We start from the raw sequence: 14936 nt of genomic DNA on the forward strand, positions 1-14936 counted from the left end.
CTGCTACTTCGTCCTGCTACTTCGTCCTGCTACTTCGTCGGGACCCTGGTGAACAACCGCCGTGACCAGAGGTAGCCCGCAAGCGCGATCAGCAGGGACCAGCCGACGGCCAGCCACAGGTCCGATCCGGCGTCCTGGCCGGTGGTGAGTGCCCGCAGGGAGTCGATCATCGGGGTGAACGGCTGGTGCTCCGCGAAGTGCCGGACGCCCCAGGGCATCGCCCCGGTGGGCACGAACCCGCTGCTCAGGAACGGCAGCAGCACCAGGAACAGCGGGGTGTTGCTCGCGGTCTCCACGCTGTCGGCGGCCAGCCCCATGCCCACCGTCAGCCAGGTCATCGCGAACGCCATCAGCACCAGCAGGACGACCACTAGCAGCCAGTGGCCAGGGCTCGCGGCGGACCGGTAGCCGAGCAGCACCGCGAAGGCCAGCGTCACCGTGACGGCGAACAGGGTCTTGACCACGGCACCGAGGACGTGGCCGGTGAGCACCGAGACCTTCGCGATGTCCATGGTCCGGAACCGGGCGATGATGCCGCCGGTCATGTCCATCGCCACCTCGACCGCGGTGCCGAGGGCCACGCTGGCCACGGCCATGACCAAGACGCCCGGGGTGATGAACACCAGGTAGTCGCCGCGGTCGCCGCCGCCTGCCGCGCCCGGCAGACCAGCCCCCATCGTCCCCCCGAACACGTAGACGAACAGCAGCAGGAAGAGGACCGGCTGAGCGACCAGCATGATCGCCAGGCTCGGATACCTCAGCCAGTGCAGCAGGTTGCGCCGCAGCATGGTGACCGAGTCCCGGACCACGTAGCTCGTGGTCGGCCGGCGCAACGCCTGGCTGGTCATCGGACCGCCTCCGTCTCGTCCTCGTCCTCGTCGGAGGCCTGTGCGGGGTGACCGGTCAGCGCGAGGAACACGTCGTCCAGGTCGGCGCTCTGGACAGTCAGGCCGGCGACGGTCTCGTCGTCGAGCCGGTCCAGCAGCCGGCGGAGGGAGGCCACCCCTTCGTTGGCCGTCCGCAGTGTGAGGGACGCCGCGTCGACGCTCGCCCCGGGCAGCCTCGCCGCCACCTCGGCCAACCGAGCCCCGTCCGTGAACTGGACCTCGACGTGGCCCCCCGGCACTCGTTTCTTCAGCTCTGCCGGAGAGCCGTCTGCGACGATCCGGCCCCCGTCGAGCACGCCCACTCGGTGGGCCAGCTGGTCGGCCTCGTCCAGGTACTGCGTGGTCAGCAGCACAGTCACGCCGTGGGCGACCTGCTCCCGCACGATCTGCCACAGCTCACGCCGGCTGCGCGGGTCCAGCCCGGTGGTCGGCTCGTCGAGGAAGATCAGCCGGGGCGACCCGATCAGGGTCATCGCCAGGTCGAGCCGGCGCTTCATGCCACCCGAGTAGGTCTGGGCCCGACGACCCGCGGCCTCGGCGAGCTCGAAGCGCTCGAGCAGGTCGTCGATCAGTCTCGTGGCACGACCTCTGTCGAGGTGGTTCAGGTCGGCCATGAGCTGCATGTTCTCCCGGCCGGTGTGGAACTCGTCGATGGCCGAGAACTGTCCCGTCACGCCGATGGACCGACGCACCAGGTCCGACTCGCGCCGGACGTCGTGCCCGGCCACGCGGACGTCGCCGGCATCCGCGGAGAGCAGGGTGGAACAGATGTTGACGACCGTGGTCTTGCCTGCGCCGTTGGGTCCCAGGAGTGCATAGACACTGCCTTCCAGCACCTCGAGATCCACGCCCATGAGCACCTCGTTGTCGCCGTAGCTCTTGCGGAGACCGGCGACCGACACCGCTACGTCGTTCCTCATGCCGACCATGGTCGAGGGTTGACGCTGCGTCAGGGTCAAGCCCCCTTTCGAGCCGGGACCAAGGACCCTGGAGGGACGGCAGGCAACCGGAGCAGCATCGGAGCGTGGGGCGGACAACGCCTGTCCTGCTGCGACGGCCGCAGAGGAGATGGAGAGATGCGCATCCTCATAGTTCACGCCAGCAAGCACGGGGCCACCGCCGGCATCGCGGAGCGGATCGGCGCGACGCTGACCGCGGCGGGCCACGAGGTCGACGTACGGCCGGCTCGTGAGGTCCCCGACCCATCCACCTACGACGCCGTGGTCGTCGGCAGCGCCGCCTATCTGGGCCGGTGGCTGAAGGACGCGACCGAGTTCGTACGCCGCCACCGCACGGTGCTGGACTCGCGTCCGGTGTGGCTGTTCAGCAGCGGCCCGATCGGTGAGAAGACCACGAACGAGGAAGGCCGGGACCTTCGCGAGGTGAGTGACCCCCGGGAGCTGCCCGAGCTGGTCGACGCCCTGCAACCGCGCGACCACCGGGTCTTCTTCGGGGCGCTCGACCCGTCCCAGCTGACCCTGGCCGAGCGCGCCCTGCGCCGCCTCCCGGCAGGACGCGAGCTGCTGCCGGAGGGCGACTTCCGCGACTGGTCGGACGTCGAATCGTGGGCGGAGGAGATCGCCGGACAGCTGCAAGGAGGCTCATGATGAACGCAGGTACGACGCTGCAGAGGCGGCCTCGGCCGACCGTGGCTGAGCTCGCCACGGAGATCCGTGCAGTGGCCGCGGACCTCCCACGGTTCGCCACCGCGCCCTTGTTCCGCAGGTGGCACCAGCGATGGGGCGCCACCGACGCCGAGGTCGAGGCGCCGATGCCCGGCGACGACCTGATCGACGACGTCGCCTACCTCGCGACCCGCGCGATCACGATCGACGCACCGCCCGAAGCGGTCTGGCCCTGGCTGGTCCAGGTGGGCTGCCTGCGGGCCGGCTTCTACGCCGACGACCTGCTCGACAACCTCGGTCACCCGAGTGCCACGACCGTGCTGCCGGAGTTCCAGAGCCTCGAGGTCGGCCAGTGGGTGCCGATGTCACCGACTCCGAGCGACACCACGGCCTTCAAGGTCGCCGGGTTCGAGCCGAACCGGTGGCTGCTGTGGCACCAGCCGCTCAGCACCTGGTCGTGGACGCTGGCCGCGCTGCCGGGTGGCCGGACGCGGTTGGTCACCCGGCTCCGCATCCACCTCGACTGGAGCCATCCGGCGATCTCGCTGTTCTCCGTCGTCCTCAACGAGTTCGGCGACTTCCCGATGATGCGCCGGATGCTGCTCGGCATCCGGGACCGGGCGGAGGCTACGCCGGCCTAGCTCGGTCGGGGTCCGGTCGCCGAGTCCGGCCCGAACCGCTGTGCCAGCACCGCGATGTCCGCGGGGCCTGTGCCGCAGCAGCCGCCGACGTACTCCGCGCCGGCGGCGATCCACGCCTCGACGAGGTCGAGGTCCAACGGCTCGCCGTACGACCAGGCCTTCGTCGTGCTGTCCCAGCTGCCGCCCCTGTTGGGGTAGGCAACAGCCTTCAGGCCGGTGACGGCGATCTCCGTCTCGACGGCCGCCAGGACGTCCTCCTGGTCCGAGCAGTTGACGCCGGCGGCGATGAGCGACGAGCTGCCGGCGAGGACCGCGTAGGCGTCGGGAAGCGGCTGTCCGGCGCAGGTCGCAGGCCCGCGCACCGAGTACGAGAACCAGGCGGGCAGGCCCACCTCGTCCAGCAGCTCGACCAGCACCTCGGCCTCGGCGGTGTCGGGGATGGTCTCGACCGCGAACAGGTCCGGCGACCACTCGGCGAGCAGCTCGAGACGAGGGGCATGGAAGTCGCGCAGGCGCGTCCGCGTCACCCCGTAGGCGCCGCGGTACTCCGACCCGTCGGCCAGGAACGCGCCGTACGGGCCCACGGATGCGGCGACGAGCAGCCCCGGCCTGGAGTCGGCGAGCTCGTCCCTGGCTTCCTTCGCGATCCGCACGCTGAGGCCGACCAACCGACGCGCCGTGCCCGCGTCGTACCCAGCGCCGACGAACCCGTCCAGGGATGCCTGGTAGGTGGCGGTCGTCGCCACCTGCGCGCCGGCGGCGTAGAACGCCCGGTGTGCCTCGAGGATCCGGCCCGGGTCCTCGGCGAGGAGCCTTGCCGTCCACAGCGTGTTGGTGAGGTCGGCCCCCTGCTGCTCGAGCGCGGTCGAGAGACCGCCGTCGAGCACGGTCACCGTCGGCGTATCCCCCATCCGGTCATCCTGGCATCGCTGGCCGGCCACGGACGGCGCAGGTGCATGGTCACCGGGGGACGGTGCCATGCGCGTCGACGAAGGTCCCCGACGCCGCGGCAGCCGGGAGCGTCGCCGTGTTCCAGACCACCTCGGCCGCCTCGTCGGCCGTGATGGGCGCCTGCTCCCGGTTGCCCGGGGCGAGGTCGATCGAGGCGGAGATGGACATCCGAAAACCGCGAGGTCCGGCGGCCTGGCAGCGACCCGAGAACTCAGAACCAGGACCGGGACGTCACCCGGCGGCGACCCGGAAGCTCGCGGTCAGCAGGTCCGTCGCCCTGGAGCTCGGCCCCACGAGCATGGCGAACGCGCCCGGCTCGACGACGCGGAGGCCCTCGGCGTCGACCAACGTGCAGGAGTCGGCGGGCAGCTCGAGGTCAACGGTGACGCGCTCTCCGGGGCTGACCTGGACCTGCTTGAAGGCCTTGAGCTCCATCTCCGCCCAGGTCACGCTGGTGACCAGATCGCTGACGTAGACCTGGACGGTCTCCCGGGCGGGACGTGCCCCCGTGTTGGTCAGGGTCACTTCGGCTCGGATCGTCTCGCCGAGGGCCACCTCGGGCGTGTGCACGACGAGATCGCTGTACGTCACGGTTGTGTAGCTCAACCCTTCACCGAAGGCGAACGCCGGGTCCTGGCTGAGGTCGGCGTAGCGATCGCCATGTTGTCCTCGGATGCCGTTGTAGTAGATCGGTTGCTGGCCCACGTGGCGTGGGAACGACACCGGGAGGCGTCCGGAGGGCTCGATCCGGCCCAGCACGAGCTCGGCGAGTGCCCTCCCTCCTCGCATTCCGGGGTTGAAGGCCTGGATCAGCGCGGCCGCGTCGAGGACGGCCTCGGGAAGTACGGCGGGCTTGGAGTTGAGCAGCACCACGATCATGGGTGTGCCGGTGGCGGCCAGCGCTTCGAGCAGGGCGGTCTGGCCGCCGACGAGCTCCAGGGTGGCTGTGGAGCAGAGCTCCCCGGTCAGCGCGATGTTGTCGCCGACGACGGCGATGACGTGGTCGGCTTCGTGCGCCGCGGCCACCGCGTCGGCGATCATCGCGGGATCCGAGCCTGCGGGCACGAGCATCGGCGGCCGCGGCAGGCCGTTGGGGTAGCTCGGGCCGGACGGGTCGGGCGCGAGATGCCCGATGTCGGCTCCTCGGGCGTGGATGACCCTCCACTCGCCAGGGACGACGGCCCGGATGCCGTCGAGGACCGTCTCGACGGTTTCTCGGGGATGTCCGTCCATCATCCACTCGACCTGGCCGGAGGCTCCCGCCCAGTCCCCGAGCTGGGCCTGCGGATCGTCGGCACCGGGGCCGACGACAGCGATGGTCAAGGGGCGGTCGGCGGGCAGCGGGAGCGTGCCGTCGTTGCGCAGCAGCACCAGTGAACGGCGCGCCACCTCCAGGTTGAGCGAGGCGTGCTCCTCGGCCCCGATCACCGTGGCCTGGCGCTGCGGATCAGCCGGTCGCGGGTCCTCGAACAGCCCCATCTCGAACTTGAGCCGCAGGATGCGGCGAACCGCGGATTCGATATCGGGCTCGGTGATCCAGCCTCGTGCCAGGGCCTCCTGGGCTCCCTCGAAGAAGCTGGGGGTCGCCATCACCATGTCGTTGCCGGCTCGGACGGCCAGGGCTGCCGCCTCAGCTTCGTCGGCACAGATCCTCTGCTCCCAGATCATGCGTCCGACGTTGTCCCAGTCGGTGACCAGCGTTCCCGTGAAGCCCCACTCTTCCTTCAGGACGTCGTTGAGCAGCCACGAGTTGGCCGTGATGGGCACGCCGTCCATCGACTGGTAGCCCAGCATGAACGTCCGGCAACCTTCCCGGACCGCCCGCTCGAACGGCGGGAGGAACCAGGACCGGAGCTTGCGCCGACTGAGGTCCGCTTCGCTCGCGTCGCGCCCGCCCTGGGTCTCGGAGTAGCCGGCGAAGTGCTTGGCGCAGGCCAGCACGGCCGTCGGGTCCTGCAGACCTGAGCCCTGGTAGCCGCGGATCATCGCGGCCCCGAGCTCCGAGATCAGGACGGGGTCCTCGCCGAACGTCTCGTTCACTCGCCCCCAACGCAGGTCCCGCGTGATGCACAGGACCGGTGACAGGACCCAGTGGACGCCCGTCGCCGACGCCTCGATCGCGGTGACCCGGGCGGCGCTCTCGACCAGGTCCGGATCCCAGGTGGCCGCCATCGCCAGCTGGGTCGGGAAGATGGTGGCTCCCGGCCAGAAGGAATGACCGTGGATGCAGTCCTCGGCGATCAGCAGCGGGATGCCGAGGCGCGAGCGCGCCGCGAGCGAGATCGCTTGGGTCAGCCGTTGCCTCGAGCCGTGCAGGATCGACCCGGCATGCCTGCCCAGGACCAAGTCCTCGAGGTCGTCCTGGGCGTTGGCGTCCAGCTGCAGCAGCTGGCCGACCTTCTCCGCCGTGGTCATCCGTGCGACGAGGTCGTCGATCCTCTCCTCGACGCTGAGGGACGGATCACGGTATGGCACCGAACCGTCGTCGGTCGCCGGCACACTCGCCGCGGACCTGTTCGCTGATGTCAACGTGCTGCTCTCCTGGGGACGTGGGGGCGCGTGGCGGGGCCGCATCGGCCCCGCCACGCGCTGACTACTCTGTTGGTTCGTCAGTCGTTCGGCCAGCTCGCGTCGATCGCGGCCAGGGCCTCGTCGAGCGACCGGTCGCCGACCACCCAGGCCGTGATCTCACTCCAGAACGTCCCGGCACCAACCGCGGCCGGCATCGCGTCGGATCCGTCGAACAGGAAGACCGTCGAGTCGTAGGCCACGTCCGCGATGGTCCGCACGGTGTCGTTGGCGTACAGCGACGCGTCGAACACCTTGTGCGGGGAGAGGAACGACGAGTTCGTCGCCGCAACGTTGCCGAGGTCGGCTTGCGACAACAACCTCATCGCCTCCTCGGCGTCGGGGTTGTCGCTGAGCAGAACCGCGAGATCGCCGCCACCCATCACCGGGCTCTCGCCACCGGACTCCGCCGGCGGGAACCCCGCGACACCGAGCTCCTCATCGGCGTTCTGGTAGATGTCGTCGGGCAGGAAGTCGGGGCCGTTGACGAACGAGCCCTGCTTGAGCAACCAGCAGTGCGGGCCACCTTCCTCGAACATCGGCTGTGCCGCCTGGTCGATGGGTGTCGCCGCGATCGACTCGCGACCACCGTGCACATTGCCCTCGGTGAAGGCCACCTCCTCGAAGTAGGCCGCCGCCTCGCGGACCAGGTCGGAGTCGAACGGGATCTCGTGGTCGACCCACTGGCGGTACTCCTCGGAGCTGCCGATGCGCATGATGAGGTCTTCGAACCAGTCGGTGGCCAACCAGCCGGTCGCGCCGCCGGCCTCCATGGTCAGACACCACGGTGTCCCACCGTCCGACCGGATCCGGTCGGCCAATGCTGTGAGCTCGTCGAGCGTCTCCGGCACCTGGTAGCCCTTGGCCTCGAACGCCTTGCGCGGATAGAAGAGCAGCGACTTGACGTTCATCGACGCCATCAGGCCGTAGAGCTCCCCGTCGATCCGGCCCGCGTCGAGGGTGCCGGGGACCATGCTCTCCTCGAGCGCGTCCACGTCGACCACGTCGTCGAGCGGGTAGGCCGCCCCTAGATCGACGATGGACTGAACCACGCCGGGCTGGGGCACCAGTGCGATGTCGGGCGGGTCCCCCGCCTGGATGCGGGTCTTCACCAGCTTGTCGATGCTGTCGACACGCTCGATCTTGACCTCGATGCCGGCCTCCTCGGCCTTGGCGGTCAGTGTCTCCGTCAGGCCGGCGACCGTGGTCTCGTCCAGGCCCAACCAGATCGTGACCGGCTCGCCCTCGCCTCCACCGACGCCGCCATCGCCACCGCAGGCGGTGAGGCCCAGCGCGATGGCGCCACTAGTCAGGACTGCGAGCAGCCTGGTGCGCCGTGACTTCTTCATCGTCTCCTCCTCGGGAGCTTGACCCTTCCGAAACGCCAACCGCGCCCGAGTCGTGCGGATTGAAGCGCTTAGATTCATGTGACGACCGTCATGTTAAGCGCATAGATCAGGGTTGGGCAAGTGGCAGGTCCAAACACAGGCGAGGGGCGTCTATGCGCATAATGGCCACCGAGGAGGTAGAGGTGGCTGGCAGTCGACCCACGGTCTACGACGTCGCGGCCCGGGCCGGGGTGTCGATCGCGACGGTCTCGTTCGCGTTCCGTCACCCAGCGAAGGTGAAGGAGTCGACCCGTGCGGCGGTCGAGGCCGCCGCCCGGGAGCTGGGCTACATCCCCAGCGCGAGCGCGCGGGGACTCGCCGGCGGTCGGACGGGCGCCCTGGGTCTGCTCACCCGGGCCGTTCGACCTGCCGAACCCGATCCCGAGATCCCCGCTGAGGCAGGGGTGGCCGATCCGGATGCCGACTGGCGACGCTTTCCGCTCTACTTCGACGAGGTCCAACGCGGCGTGGAGGAAGAGTGCTGGCGCCGGGGCTACGCAGTGATGCTCGCCGGGGCCACCAGCGCGAACTCCGAAGCGGTGCTCACCGACCTCGCCGGTCGGGTCGACGGGTTCGCTGTCCTCTCCGATTCGGTCGCCGAGGCTGCGCTCAGGCGCATCGCTGAGCGTCTTCCCGTGGTGGTCTTGTCGGAGTCGCGACTCTCCGGCGATCTGCCACAGATCGACGTGGACAACGGCGGCGGCATCCGGGCCCTGGTCGAGCACCTGCTGGACGCGCACGGCCTGCGTGAGCTGGCGTTCGTCGGGGCGCTCATCGACACCGACCGGATCGCGCGCTTCGCGGCATTCCAAGAAGCACTCCGAGCCGCTCGACTTCCGGTCCCCCAAGAGGCGGTCGGGGTCACCGGGGACCACCGGGCGATGGTGCGCGATCTCCTGAGCCAGGACGCGCTGCCAGAGGCCTTCGTCTGCGAAACGGACGAAGTGGCGCTGGCACTCATGGACGCGCTGCGTGAGCTAGGGGTGGACGTTCCCGGTCAGGTGGCGGTGACGGGCTTCGACGGCATCGTGGCCGGCCGCATCGCTTCCCCTCAGCTCACCACCGTGCGCCAGCCCATGGCGGCCATCGGGGTCGAGGCAGTCAAGATCCTGATCGACCGAATCGAGCGACCCCTCGAGCGACCGAGCTCACGATCCCTTCCGGTGCAGCTGGTGGTGAGGCAGAGCTGCGGATGCCCTCCGGGATGACCCCTCCGAAATGGCGGACCAGGCACTGCAGTCCGGCGGCCCGGTCTCGGCGCTAGAGAGTGCTCGCGGCCTTGCCGAGGACGTCGGCAAGCAGGTCGTAGTCGGGATCCTGGCCCTCGACGATGTCGGCGGCCTTGCGGTCGCCGTCGCCCAGCGGCCGGAGCACGTTCTTGATCGGCTCGATGTCGCCGGCGTTGAAGACCATGAAGGTCACCTTGGCCTTCGCCGCGTGGATGACCGCAGCGTAGTGGCCGTTCTTCAGGTAGTGCGGCTTGCCGTACTGCAGCCGCTCCTCGACGCCGGGCACGGTCTCATGGACGAGAGCGCGCAGCCGCTCGCACACGTCCACCTGCCAGGAAGAGAGCTTGCTGATGTAGGCCGTCACGTCGTCGTTCACGGGTTCCTCCTTCGGAGTCGCTGTTGTCTGGCCGGGACAGACCGCTCCGTGGCCCCGGACTCATCGGCTTCGACTGGACGGGGCTGCTAGGGAGCCATGTCGACGAAGCGCGAGTAGTGGCCCTGGAATGCCACGGTGATCTCGCGGGTGGGGCCGTTGCGGTGCTTGGCCACGATCAGGTCGGCCTCGCCGGGCCGGGTCGACTCGCGCTCGTACATGTCCTCGCGGTGCAGCAGGATCACCATGTCGGCATCTTGCTCTAAGCTACCCGATTCGCGTAAGTCGCTTAACATAGGTCTCTTATCTGAGCGCTGCTCGGGACCACGGTTGAGCTGCGACAGCGCGATGATCGGGATGCCGAGCTCCTTGGCGAGGAGCTTGATCTGGCGGGAGAACTCCGAGACCTCTAGCTGGCGGGACTCGACCTTCTTGCCCGACGTCATCAACTGCATGTAGTCGATGACCATCAGCCGCAGGTCGTGGCGCTGCTTGAGGCGCCGGGCCTTGGCCCGGATCTCCATCATCGTCATGTTGGGCGAGTCGTCGATGAACATCGGCGCGCTGGAGACCTCACCCATCTTGCGGGCCAGCTTGGTCCAGTCGTCGTCGGACATGTTGCCGTTGCGGATGTGGTTGAGCGGCACCTTCGCCTCGGCCGAGAGCAGCCGCATCGTGATCTCCGACCGAGTCATCTCGAGGCTGAAGAACGCGGTCGCCATGTTGGCCTGGATGGACGCCGACCGGCACAGGTCGAGTGCCAGGGTCGATTTCCCGGCCCCAGGCCTCGCCGCGACGATGACCATCTGGCCGGCGTGCAGACCGTTGGTCAGCTCGTCGAGGTCGGCGAAGCCGGTCGGGACGCCGTAGAGCCCGGCCTCGCGGTTGCCGATCGCCTCGATCTCGTCGAGGACGCCGGCCATGATCTCCGAGAGGGGCGCGTAGTCCTCGCTGTTGCGCTTCTCGGTGATCTTGTAGACCTCGGCCTGGGCCTCGTCGACGATGTTGTCGACGTCGCCCTCGCCGGCGTAGCCGATCTGGACGATGCGGGTGCCCGCGTCGACGAGCCGCCGGAGGATCGCCTTCTCCCGCACGATGTCGGCGTAGTAGCCGGCGTTGGCCGCGATCGGCACGTTGGCCGAGAGGGTGTGCAGGTAGGCGGCGCCACCGATCCGCTGCAGCTCACCGCGCTTCTGCAGCTCGGCGGCGACGGTGACCATGTCGACCGGCTCGCTGCGGCCGTAGAGGTCGATGATCGCGTCGTGGATCGTCTCGTGCGAGGGCCGGTAGAAGTCGGCGCCCCGGAGATGCTCGGTGACGTCGGCGATCGCGTCCTTGCTGATCAGCATCGCGCCGAGCACCGACTGCTCGGCCGCCATGTCCTGCGGCGGGGTCCGGTCACCGGCCGAGCTGGTGCGCAGTCCGGCCTCGTAGGACGGGGCGCCGGTGCTCCACTCGTAGTCGGACGGCTCGGGCAGCTCGGGGGGTACGTCGGACTCGGTGACGCTCACTGTGACCTCCTCCCCGATCGGTGTCATGCCTGTGGCCAGTGAGGCCGATGAGACTCTGCTGTTGTCCGTGACAGTAGGGACCGCCGCCGACAACCACCCTTGACCCGTGCCCCTCGGCGCCGGACTGGTGCCTTGCGAAGGTAGGTGCCCACCGCAGCCCTGGGAAGTGCCCTATCCACAGGCACTGCGGGTTCCTGGGGATAAGTCCGCAGCAACCGTGGAGTAGTGGTGACCGAGTGTGCACAGCATGGGGACCGACCTGTGGAACGCCGCCGGTGACGGGTCGAGTTCAGCCCTCTGACCTGCGGAAACACGCCCCGGAGGGTGTGGAACCAAGAAACTTCACCCTCAGTCTCGTTCACCGGACCGTTGCCTGGGGTTGGCCGAGGGGCTTTGTCGACAAAGTCGCTGAGACCGGTGTCCACATAGTTATCCACCGACTGTTGATGACTAGATGCGTAACCCAGTACCAGCCATTTGCCTCTTACGTTGCCTAGTCCCTTCGGGCGACGCCGTTGCGCGAACAGCTACATTCGGTGCGGCTGGGACGGCGGGGTGCGTAGCCTGGTCGGGCTGTCGCTCGTTGTGCGGCGCAAGGGAGAAAGCTCGAGGGGGCACCGCCGCATGAATCGGGTCAGCACACCGACGCACGCCGTACGACGGGGCGCCGCGCTCGTGATCGCGGGACTTGTCGTGGCCCTGCTTCAGCTCGGGGTGGGTGCATCTACCTCCGCCGGTGCCGACCCCTGCCTCGACGAGACCCACGAGGGAGGACCCCTCCCCCTCCCGGAAACCGGCTGCGACGACACCTCCGCCCCCGAGACCGCCCTCGGCGCTGTGACCCCAGCGGTCAACCCACTGGGCTACATCAACTCCAAGGACATCACGTTCAGCTTCAGCGGCAGCTACACCGACACCGACACCGGACCTATCAGCTACCAGTGCAAGCTCGACTCCCCCGGGTCGGCCGGGACGTGGACCTCCTGCACGAGCCCGAAGACCTACCCGGGCCTGAGTGACACGACGTCGACGCCCTACACGTTCCAGGTGCGAGCCGTCGACACCCTCGACGCAGCGATCAGCGCGTGCGACGCAGATGGTGAAGTGCTGGATCCAGCCTGCCTCGACGACGAGCCACTGGCACCGGACAACGACGACATCGATCCGACCCCAGCCTCCCTCGCGTTCAAGGTCGACACCGTCGCTCCCAACACGTTCCTCAGCCGGCAGCCGGTCGACCGGATCCGCCCGGACTGGCCCGTCGTCCTGACCGCGTCCCCGGTGCTGGCGGTCGACAGCAACGAGCCGGCCAGCTTCAGCTGCCGGGTCAACGGCGCTGCGGTCACGCCCTGCGGCCCTGGCACCCTGCAGCTGCGCGACCTGTCCCCGGGTGACAACACCTTCGTCGCCCAGGCCGTCGACCGTGGGGGCAACCTCGACCCGACGCCCGTCACGACCAGGTTCTTCCTCCCCTCGAACATCAAGAGGAACAAGGGGTCAGGCTGGAAGACGTTCCGCAAGACCGGCCTGTTCGGCGGTGACTATGTCCAGGCCACCAAGGTCGGCCAGGTGCTCAAGATCAAGCGGATCAGGAAGGTTCGGGAGGTCCGGCTGATCGCCGCGGTCGGGCCCAAGACCGGCGTCATCGAGGTGCGCATCGGCACGAGCCAGTGGTACACCGTGAACCTCTTCGCCAAGAAGGCCAAGTTCGCGCAGGTCCTGGTGCGCGACGAGTACTCACCGCTGCGAAGCGGCGCCATCCAGATCCGGGTCAAGTCGCTGAACGGCAAGAAGTCCAAGATCCGGCTCGACGCGCTGGTCGCCCGCAACTGACAGGAACGTCGACACCTCGCCCACGACCGGTGGGCGAGGTGTGGACGGGGTGTGCGAAGAGGTCAGGCGGGGACGACGTTGATCGTGACCGTCGCCGTGACGTCCTCGTGCAGGCGCACGGTGACCTCGTGGGTGCCGAGCGACTTGATCGGGTTGGCGATGGCGATGGTGCGCTTGTCGACGTCCTCGCCGGTGACCTGCGCCAGGGCGCCCGCGATGTCGCTGACGGTCACCGCACCGAACAGGCGGCCGGACTCGCCGGCACGGACCTGCACGTTGACCGGGGCCGCCTCGAGCTTGGCGCGGATCTCCTCGGCGTGGTCCTGTCCGCGGAGAGCGCGGCTGCTGCGGGCCGCCTTGATGGACTCGACGGTCTTCTCGGCGCCGCGGGTCCAGCGGATGCCGAGGCCACGCGGGACGAGGTAGTTGCGGCCGTAGCCGTCCTTGACCTCGACGACGTCGCCCGGCGCACCGAGACCGGTGACCTCCTGGGTGAGGATGAGCTTCATGTCTTCAGACTCCCTTGAGGCCGGTCAGCGACCGGTGGACGTGTAGGGCAGCAGCGCCACCTCGCGGGCGTTCTTGACCGCGATGGCGACGTCGCGCTGGTGCTGCACGCAGTTGCCGGTCACCCGACGCGCGCGGATCTTGCCGCGGTCGGAGATGAACTTGCGGAGGAGGACGGTGTCTTTGTAGTCGACACCGGTCGCCTTCTCCTTGCAGAACTGGCAGACCTTCTTCTTCGGCTTGCGCAGGACGGGCTTGGCCATGGTTTCAGTGCTTCCTTCGGTGGTTCGTGGAGTTCAGGGGAGGGTCCCGGGATGGGTCCGGGAGGAGTCCGGGTGCGGGGTCAGAACGGGGGCTCGTCGGCGGGCACGCCGGGTGCCCCCCACGGGTCGTTGGCAGGGGCGGCCGCCGCGGGAGCCGGGGTGGCCCACGGGTCGGCGGCCTCTCCACCGGGCTGGCCACCGGACTGGGCAGCACCGGACGAGGCGCCACCGGACGGGGCACCGCCACCGCCGGAGTAGCCCTGACCGCCGGAGCGGCTCACCCGGTTGACCTTGGCGGTCGCGAACTTCAGCGACGGGCCGATCTCCTCGACGTCGATCTCGAAGACGGTGCGCTTCTCGCCCTCACGGGTCTCGTAGGAGCGCGCCTTGAGGCGGCCCTGGACGACGACGCGCATGCCCCGCTGGAGGGACTCGGCGACGTTCTCGGCCGCCTGCCGCCAGATCGAGCAGCGGAGGAACATGGCTTCGCCGTCCTCCCACTCGTTGGTCTGCTTGTTGAAGTTGCGCGGCGTCGAGGCGACGGTGAAGTTCGCGACGGCCGCGCCCGAGGGGGTGAAGCGCAGCTCGGGGTCGTCGGTGAGGTTGCCGACCACGGTGATGAGGGTCTCGCCTGCCATAGCAGTCTCCTAGCTAGGTCTGTGATCTCGCGGCGGTGTCGTCGGACGGCCGGACGAGCGCTGATGCGCCCATCGTGGCCCTCGGCGCCGACACCTGCCAGGTGCAGTCCACAGGGACCGCACTGCCGGGATCAGGACGCGGGGGCCGCCACGGGAACCGTCGGCCGGATGACCTTGGTCCGCAGGATCGACTCGTTGAGGGTCAGCTGGCGGTCGAGCTCCTTGACGGTGGCCGGCTCGGCGGTCAGCTGGATGACGGCGTAGATGCCCTCGTGGTGCTTCGCGATCTCGTAGGCGAGGCGACGACGGCCCCAGACCTCGAGGGAGTCGACGGTGCCACCGTCCTTGGTCACGACGCCCAGGTACTTCGTCAGCGACGGCTCGATGGTCCGCTCCTCAAGACTCGGGTCGAGGATGACCATCACTTCGTAGTTGCGCACAGCAGTCCCTACCTCCTCTGGACTAAGCGGCCACGGGCGATCCGTGACAGGAGGGATGCGGTTGCACCGGCGCCTTGACGGG

General features: G+C 68.9%; 16 protein-coding genes. 4 read left to right on the plus strand and 12 right to left on the minus strand.

All coding sequences use genetic code 11. The annotated features are described in order from the left end of the window. Positions 1 to 29: 29 nt before the first annotated feature. Together ACYVC6_RS01705 and ACYVC6_RS01710 are read right to left on the minus strand one after the other, a co-directional pair. Entirely contained in the window at positions 30 to 848 is an 819-nt protein-coding gene (locus tag ACYVC6_RS01705; RefSeq protein ID WP_460710323.1) for an ABC transporter permease, read from the minus strand. Continuing rightward, entirely contained in the window at positions 845 to 1807 is a 963-nt protein-coding gene (locus ACYVC6_RS01710) for an ABC transporter ATP-binding protein (protein ID WP_460710325.1), read from the minus strand. Before ACYVC6_RS01710 ends, ACYVC6_RS01705 begins: the two co-directional genes overlap by 4 nt. Before the next feature lie 156 nt (positions 1808 to 1963). Between ACYVC6_RS01710 and ACYVC6_RS01715 the strand changes: the two genes are divergently transcribed. Together ACYVC6_RS01715 and ACYVC6_RS01720 are read left to right on the plus strand one after the other, a co-directional pair. Further along, positions 1964 to 2494: a flavodoxin domain-containing protein gene (locus tag ACYVC6_RS01715; protein WP_460710327.1), complete on the plus strand. Its 531-nt coding sequence runs from the start codon at positions 1964 to 1966 to the stop codon at positions 2492 to 2494. Next, positions 2494 to 3153, plus strand: a complete 660-nt coding sequence (locus ACYVC6_RS01720; RefSeq protein WP_460710330.1) for a hypothetical protein — start codon at positions 2494 to 2496, stop codon at positions 3151 to 3153. The genes ACYVC6_RS01715 and ACYVC6_RS01720 overlap by 1 nt, the downstream gene beginning before the upstream one ends. On the opposite strand, the gene mmuM is transcribed toward ACYVC6_RS01720, so the two are convergent. The 4 genes from mmuM to ACYVC6_RS01740 form a co-directional block, all read right to left on the minus strand. Continuing rightward, the gene (gene mmuM / locus ACYVC6_RS01725) at positions 3150 to 4064 is read right to left on the minus strand and encodes a homocysteine S-methyltransferase (protein WP_460710332.1); all 915 of its coding nucleotides are present in this window, start codon (positions 4062 to 4064) and stop codon (positions 3150 to 3152) included. The genes ACYVC6_RS01720 and mmuM overlap by 4 nt on opposite strands. 49 nt (positions 4065 to 4113) lie before the next feature. Further along, the gene (locus tag ACYVC6_RS01730; protein WP_460710334.1) at positions 4114 to 4272 is read right to left on the minus strand and encodes a hypothetical protein; all 159 of its coding nucleotides are present in this window, start codon (positions 4270 to 4272) and stop codon (positions 4114 to 4116) included. Between the two features lie 63 nt (positions 4273 to 4335). Continuing rightward, a complete protein-coding gene (locus ACYVC6_RS01735; protein WP_460710336.1) occupies positions 4336 to 6579 on the minus strand; it encodes an exo-beta-d-1,3/1,6-glucosidase in 2244 nt (747 codons plus the stop codon). A 134-nt stretch (positions 6580 to 6713) separates the two neighbouring features. Beyond that, entirely contained in the window at positions 6714 to 8021 is a 1308-nt protein-coding gene (locus ACYVC6_RS01740) for an ABC transporter substrate-binding protein (RefSeq protein ID WP_460710338.1), read from the minus strand. A 182-nt stretch (positions 8022 to 8203) separates the two neighbouring features. Between ACYVC6_RS01740 and ACYVC6_RS01745 the strand changes: the two genes are divergently transcribed. Further along, complete coding sequence (locus ACYVC6_RS01745; RefSeq protein ID WP_460710340.1) at positions 8204 to 9268, plus strand: LacI family DNA-binding transcriptional regulator; 1065 nt, start codon at positions 8204 to 8206, stop codon at positions 9266 to 9268. Between the two features lie 52 nt (positions 9269 to 9320). On the opposite strand, the gene ACYVC6_RS01750 is transcribed toward ACYVC6_RS01745, so the two are convergent. Next, a complete protein-coding gene (locus ACYVC6_RS01750) occupies positions 9321 to 9665 on the minus strand; it encodes a DUF1801 domain-containing protein (protein WP_460710342.1) in 345 nt (114 codons plus the stop codon). Positions 9666 to 9751: 86 nt separating this feature from the next. Beyond that, positions 9752 to 11083 (minus strand): replicative DNA helicase, encoded by a 1332-nt coding sequence (gene dnaB / locus ACYVC6_RS01755; protein WP_460713286.1) that lies wholly within the window; start codon positions 11081 to 11083, stop codon positions 9752 to 9754. A gap of 714 nt (positions 11084 to 11797) precedes the next feature. On the opposite strand from dnaB, the gene ACYVC6_RS01760 reads away from it, so the two are divergent. Next, the gene (locus ACYVC6_RS01760; protein WP_460710345.1) at positions 11798 to 13006 is read left to right on the plus strand and encodes a hypothetical protein; all 1209 of its coding nucleotides are present in this window, start codon (positions 11798 to 11800) and stop codon (positions 13004 to 13006) included. A gap of 62 nt (positions 13007 to 13068) precedes the next feature. On the opposite strand, the gene rplI is transcribed toward ACYVC6_RS01760, so the two are convergent. The 4 genes from rplI to rpsF form a co-directional block, all read right to left on the minus strand. Beyond that, positions 13069 to 13515 (minus strand): 50S ribosomal protein L9, encoded by a 447-nt coding sequence (gene rplI / locus ACYVC6_RS01765; protein ID WP_460710347.1) that lies wholly within the window; start codon positions 13513 to 13515, stop codon positions 13069 to 13071. 24 nt (positions 13516 to 13539) lie between these two features. Then, positions 13540 to 13776, minus strand: a complete 237-nt coding sequence (gene rpsR / locus ACYVC6_RS01770; RefSeq protein WP_292678476.1) for a 30S ribosomal protein S18 — start codon at positions 13774 to 13776, stop codon at positions 13540 to 13542. 80 nt (positions 13777 to 13856) lie between these two features. Then, positions 13857 to 14414, minus strand: a complete 558-nt coding sequence (locus ACYVC6_RS01775; RefSeq protein ID WP_460710349.1) for a single-stranded DNA-binding protein — start codon at positions 14412 to 14414, stop codon at positions 13857 to 13859. 131 nt (positions 14415 to 14545) lie between these two features. After that, on the minus strand, positions 14546 to 14854 hold the full coding sequence (rpsF, locus tag ACYVC6_RS01780; protein ID WP_292678473.1) for a 30S ribosomal protein S6: 309 nt from the start codon (positions 14852 to 14854) through the stop codon (positions 14546 to 14548). Positions 14855 to 14936 lie beyond the last annotated feature (82 nt).

It is taken from the genome of Nocardioides dilutus (assembly GCF_054779555.1).

Bases quoted from the DNA above. Each gene is read 5' to 3' on its own strand.
- ACYVC6_RS01760 (WP_460710345.1), top strand. From the start codon at position 11,798: ATGAATCGGGTCAGCACACCGACGCACGCCGTACGACGGGGCGCCGCG.
- rplI (WP_460710347.1), bottom strand. From the start codon at position 13,515: ATGAAGCTCATCCTCACCCAGGAGGTCACCGGTCTCGGTGCGCCGGGC.
- ACYVC6_RS01720 (WP_460710330.1), top strand. From the start codon at position 2,494: ATGAACGCAGGTACGACGCTGCAGAGGCGGCCTCGGCCGACCGTGGCT.
- ACYVC6_RS01730 (WP_460710334.1), bottom strand. From the start codon at position 4,272: ATGTCCATCTCCGCCTCGATCGACCTCGCCCCGGGCAACCGGGAGCAG.
- ACYVC6_RS01715 (WP_460710327.1), top strand. From the start codon at position 1,964: ATGCGCATCCTCATAGTTCACGCCAGCAAGCACGGGGCCACCGCCGGC.
- ACYVC6_RS01740 (WP_460710338.1), bottom strand. From the start codon at position 8,021: ATGAAGAAGTCACGGCGCACCAGGCTGCTCGCAGTCCTGACTAGTGGC.
- ACYVC6_RS01705 (WP_460710323.1), bottom strand. From the start codon at position 848: ATGACCAGCCAGGCGTTGCGCCGGCCGACCACGAGCTACGTGGTCCGG.
- ACYVC6_RS01775 (WP_460710349.1), bottom strand. From the start codon at position 14,414: ATGGCAGGCGAGACCCTCATCACCGTGGTCGGCAACCTCACCGACGAC.
- rpsR (WP_292678476.1), bottom strand. From the start codon at position 13,776: ATGGCCAAGCCCGTCCTGCGCAAGCCGAAGAAGAAGGTCTGCCAGTTC.
- mmuM (WP_460710332.1), bottom strand. From the start codon at position 4,064: ATGGGGGATACGCCGACGGTGACCGTGCTCGACGGCGGTCTCTCGACC.
- ACYVC6_RS01710 (WP_460710325.1), bottom strand. From the start codon at position 1,807: ATGAGGAACGACGTAGCGGTGTCGGTCGCCGGTCTCCGCAAGAGCTAC.